Annotated in this window: 2 protein-coding genes and 2 pseudogenes; 2 read left to right on the top strand and 2 right to left on the bottom strand. The window is 50.2% G+C overall.

Features of this window, described 5'->3' with window-relative positions; genetic code table 11:
• A pseudogene (dnaE, locus tag ACOJS8_RS12740) lies at positions 1-1662 on the top strand (DNA polymerase III subunit alpha); the annotation flags it as partial.
• A 72-nt stretch (positions 1663-1734) separates the two neighbouring features.
• Positions 1735-2079: a thioredoxin gene (gene trxA, locus ACOJS8_RS12735; protein ID WP_420148919.1), complete on the top strand. Its 345-nt coding sequence runs from the start codon at positions 1735-1737 to the stop codon at positions 2077-2079.
• Positions 2080-2194: 115 nt separating this feature from the next.
• Here trxA and ACOJS8_RS12730 read toward each other — a convergent pair whose 3' ends face one another.
• Together ACOJS8_RS12730 and ACOJS8_RS12725 are read right to left on the bottom strand one after the other, a co-directional pair.
• Positions 2195-3937 carry a pyruvate dehydrogenase complex dihydrolipoamide acetyltransferase gene (locus ACOJS8_RS12730; protein WP_420148918.1) on the bottom strand — a complete coding sequence of 581 codons (1743 nt, stop codon included), beginning with the start codon at positions 3935-3937 and terminating at the stop codon, positions 2195-2197.
• 162 nt (positions 3938-4099) lie between these two features.
• Positions 4100-4442 (bottom strand): annotated as a pseudogene (locus ACOJS8_RS12725) (class I SAM-dependent rRNA methyltransferase); the annotation flags it as partial.

Genomic DNA, 4442 nt, shown 5'->3' with positions numbered 1-4442 from the left:
AACGCCATTTTCCAGTTCGAATCCGACGGCATGAAAAAGCACATGAAGGACCTCAAGCCCGACCGTTTCGAGGACCTTATTGCCATGAACGCCCTCTATCGCCCTGGTCCGATTCAGTACATTCCGAACTACATTAACCGCAAACACGGCCGCGAGGAAGTTAAATACGACCTCCCCGAAATGGAAGAGTTTCTGGCTGATACGTATGGCATTACGGTCTATCAGGAGCAGTTGATGCTGCTGTCGCAGAAGCTTGGCAACTTCACCAAGGGCGACGCCGACGTACTGCGGAAGGCGATGGGGAAGAAAGACCGGGCTACGCTTGATAAGATGAAGGGGAAGTTCATGGAAGGCTGCGCAGCCAACAAACTGAACCTGAAAACCTGTGAGAAAGTCTGGACCGACTGGGAAGCGTTTGCGTCCTACGCGTTCAACAAATCGCACTCAACTTGCTACGCCTTTGTCGCTTATCAGACGGCTTATCTCAAAACGTACTACCCATCGGAGTACATGGCGGCCGTGTTAACAAGCAGCCTTGGGAACATTGAAAAGATTACGTTTTTCCTGGAAGAGTGTAAGAATCTGGGCATTCCGGTACTCGGCCCCGACGTAAATGAATCAGAACGGGTGTTTGCGGTAAACCAGAAAGGTGAAATCCGGTTTGGGCTGGGCGGTATCAAAGGCGCGGGTGATGCGGCAGTGGAAGCCATTATTGAGGAACGTCAGGCGGGTGGTGCTTATAAAGACATTTTCGACTTTGCCATCCGGGTCAATCTACGTACTGTTAATAAGAAAACCCTCGAATCGCTGGCTTACGCGGGTGCGTTCGATGCCTTGGATGAGTATCACCGGGCACAGTATTTTGAAGTACCCCCTACCGAGACCAGCCCGTATCTGTAAAAATTTATCCGGTACGCCAACATTTACCATACACAAAAAGCGGCCGCCCAACAATCGCTATTCGGTGCATTAACGGGTGGAGAGCCGATGCTCGCTCGTCCGAAAGCGCCAACCGTGCCCGAGTGGAACCAGATTGAAAAATTGAAGTTCGAGAAGGACGTAGTGGGTTTCTACATCACGGGCCATCCGCTTGATGAGTTTAAACTTGAACTCGAAGGCTTCTGCAACTGTACATTAGATAAAATCTTCGAGATCAAATCGCCCGAAATTAAGGTAGCTGGGATCGTGTCGGCCATGCAGACGAAAATCGCCAAGAATGGTAATCCGTTCTGTATTTTCAAAATCGAGGATTATAGTACGTCCATCGAATTAGCCCTCTTCGGCGATGACTACGTTCGATTGGGCCAATACATCGACGTAGGTCGTTTTTTACACATTACGGGCAAAACGCAAAATCGCTGGAACTCGGAAAACCTGGAATTCAAGCCTACTACGATCCGACTGTTGACGGAAATGCGCGAAAAATTCTGCAAGGAAATTCGGGTATCGCTTACGCTGGATGCGTTAAATGCGCAGTTGGTCAGTCAGATTAATGAACTGGTCAACGCCCATCCAGGCACCTGCACCTTGTCGCTGAACGTAGTAGACCCAATGGAACGTATCGAAGTCAGCTTGCAGTCGCGCACACTGAAAGTATTCCCGGCCAATACGTTCCTACGGGCTCTCGAAGCGATGGACGGCGTTACGTGCAAGGTAGCGTAATTAATGAACTAAACGCGTTGAAAACGGTTTATGTCCATGAAACAAGTTCAACATAATAAACTCATTTCAGTCATGGCAGCAGGAACACATGCCGTAGAAGCGACCGACGCGAACTTCAACGATCTTATAAATTCTGACAAACCTGTTTTAGTAGATTTCTGGGCCGAGTGGTGTGGTCCCTGTAAGATGATCGGCCCCGTTGTCGAACAACTTGCCGGTGAGTACGAAGGCAAAGCCGTTGTTGCTAAAATGGATGTTGATCAGCACTCGCAGGTACCTGCTAAATTTGGTATCCGTAGCATCCCAACTTTGATGATTTTCAAAAAAGGCCAACTGGTCGATAAAGTAATCGGCGCGGTTCCCCGCAACGTACTGGAGCAAAAACTACAGGCCGCTCTGGAGCCCGCAACCGTATAATTTTGGCTTTCATAAAGAAAATGCCCCGGCTGAATTATTCAGCCGGGGCATTTTCTTTATATCGTTTTTGTCATTCCTCCATTGGCTATTCGTTCCGGTCGGAATGACAAAAAACTTATACCAGCATCCGCATTGGATCTTCGAGCAGTTGCTTCACGGTTTGCAGGAAAGCGGCCCCTGTTGCACCATCCACCACACGGTGGTCGCAGGAGAGCGTCACTTTCATTACATTCGTTGGCTTAGGCACATCTCCTTCAAATTTCACACTCTGCTTGATCGTACCGATGGCCAGAATGCAGGAATCCGGTGGGTTGATGATAGCCGTAAATTCGTCGATACCAAACATGCCGAGGTTCGAGATGGAGAACGTACTGCCTTCCCAATCTTTCGGCTGAAGCTTTTTATCTTTCGCTTTACCCGCCAGATCTTTCACTTCGCCCGAAATAGTCGACAGTGTTTTCTGATCAGCGTTACGTATCACCGGTACTAGCAGACCTTCGTCAACAGCTACGGCGACACCAATATTGACGTATTTGTATTTTCGGATTTTATCGCCCAGCCACGACGAGTTTACGTTCGGATGCTGTTTCAGCGCCAGCGCAGCCGCTTTAACCACAAAATCATTGAACGATACTTTTACCGGACTAACGGCATTCACCGTACCACGTAACTCCATTGCCTTGTCCATGTTGATCTCCATGGTCAGGTAGAAGTGCGGAGCTGTAAACAGACTTTCGCTCAATCGACGTGCAATCGTCTTACGCATCTGGCTAACCGGAACGTCTTCGTATTCCCCGGCGGGCGCTGGGGCTGGCTGCGGTGCCGGAGCAGACGTAGCAGCAGGGGCCGGAGCGGGTGCAGCGGCAGGTTGTGGAGCGGCAGGTTTCGCAGCCGGAGCAGCACCTGGTGTGAACGACTCGACATCGCTTTTTACGATACGTCCTTCAGGGCCGGTTCCTTTTACCTGTGCCAGATTGATTCCTTTATCTTCAGCAATACGTTTAGCTAACGGCGACGCTTTCAGGCGACCGTTCGTTTCGGTGTTATCGCCTTCACCGCCACCATAAGACAGATCACTGTCAGCATTTTTCGGCAGATCGGCTTGTGGATTCTGTTGAGCCGTTTGATTACCTCCTTCACCCGTAGCAGTTTCTTTACCAGAAGCTGGGGCGGGAGCACTTCCGCCACCGTCTAACAGCACTTTAAAGTTCGCGCCCTTTTCGCCGACAACGGCAATAATGTCATCAACCGCAACGGACGAGCCTTCTTTGGCACCAATATACAGCAGCGTACCTTCGTCATACGCTTCAAGGTCCATTGTCGCTTTATCCGTTTCGACTTCGGCTAGTACGTCGCCAGATTTTACGGTGTCACCTTCTTTCTTATGCCAGGCCACAATAACCCCTTCGGTCATGGTGTCGCTCATTTTTGGCATCCGAATCACGTTTGCGTTCACGTTCTCCGCAGGAGCCGCTGAAACCGCTTTCTGATCGGGCAGTTTTGTAGCAACATCACCGCTTGCACTGTTGGCGGGTGCCGGTGCAGGCTCCGGTTTAGGGGCAGCAGGCGCTTCCTGACTTCCTCCGCTCGAACCATCTAACAATGCTTTGTAGTCTTCGCCATCAGCACCGATAACGGCCAATACGCCATCTACCGGCACAGATGCGCCTTTTTCAACACCGATGTAGAGCAACGTACCTTCGTCATAGGCTTCGAGATCCATCGTCGCTTTGTCGGTTTCGACTTCGGCCAGTACGTCGCCGGATTTTACTTTATCGCCCACTTTTTTGTGCCACTCCGCAATGACGCCTTCGGTCATGGTGTCGCTCATCTTGGGCATTCGAATTAATTCAGCCATAAGTAGCTATGTAGGTAATCGAGTTATACGAAAAGAATAGCCGGGACGCCGGTTGTGACCCAAAATTAGCGGAAAGCTGGTAAGATTGTATCGGCGTCCTCTGTTTTCTCTATCAACAATGCATTCGCGCATTCGGTTAAGCCAGATGCGCTGCGAAACGATTTATTCCACCCAAAGCACCAATCCTTTCAGATAACCGCCTTCCGGATGAAATAAACTGACCGGATGGTCGGCGGGTTGGCTCAGGTGATGCAATACGCGAACCTGACGACCGGCTTCAATGGCAGCCGCCACAATTGTATTGTAAAACAACTCCCGGTCAACTACCTGAGAACACGAAAACGTAAACAAAATTCCGCCTTTCGCTACCCGGCGAAACCCTTCCGCATTGAGCCGTTTATAGCCCTGTACGGCCCGATGCCTGGCCGATAAACTCTTGGCAAACGCAGGTGGATCAAGGATCACTACGTCGTACTGATGGTCATGCTGTTTTAGATAATGCATC

This window comes from Spirosoma sp. (assembly GCF_048594605.1).
Taxonomy (GTDB): domain Bacteria; phylum Bacteroidota; class Bacteroidia; order Cytophagales; family Spirosomataceae; genus Spirosoma.
Note: the sequence above shows the minus strand (reverse complement) of the source record. Positions and strands in the feature narration are given on the sequence as shown.

Bases quoted from the DNA above. Each gene is read 5' to 3' on its own strand.
- trxA (WP_420148919.1), top strand. From the start codon at position 1,735: ATGGCAGCAGGAACACATGCCGTAGAAGCGACCGACGCGAACTTCAAC.
- ACOJS8_RS12730 (WP_420148918.1), bottom strand. From the start codon at position 3,937: ATGGCTGAATTAATTCGAATGCCCAAGATGAGCGACACCATGACCGAA.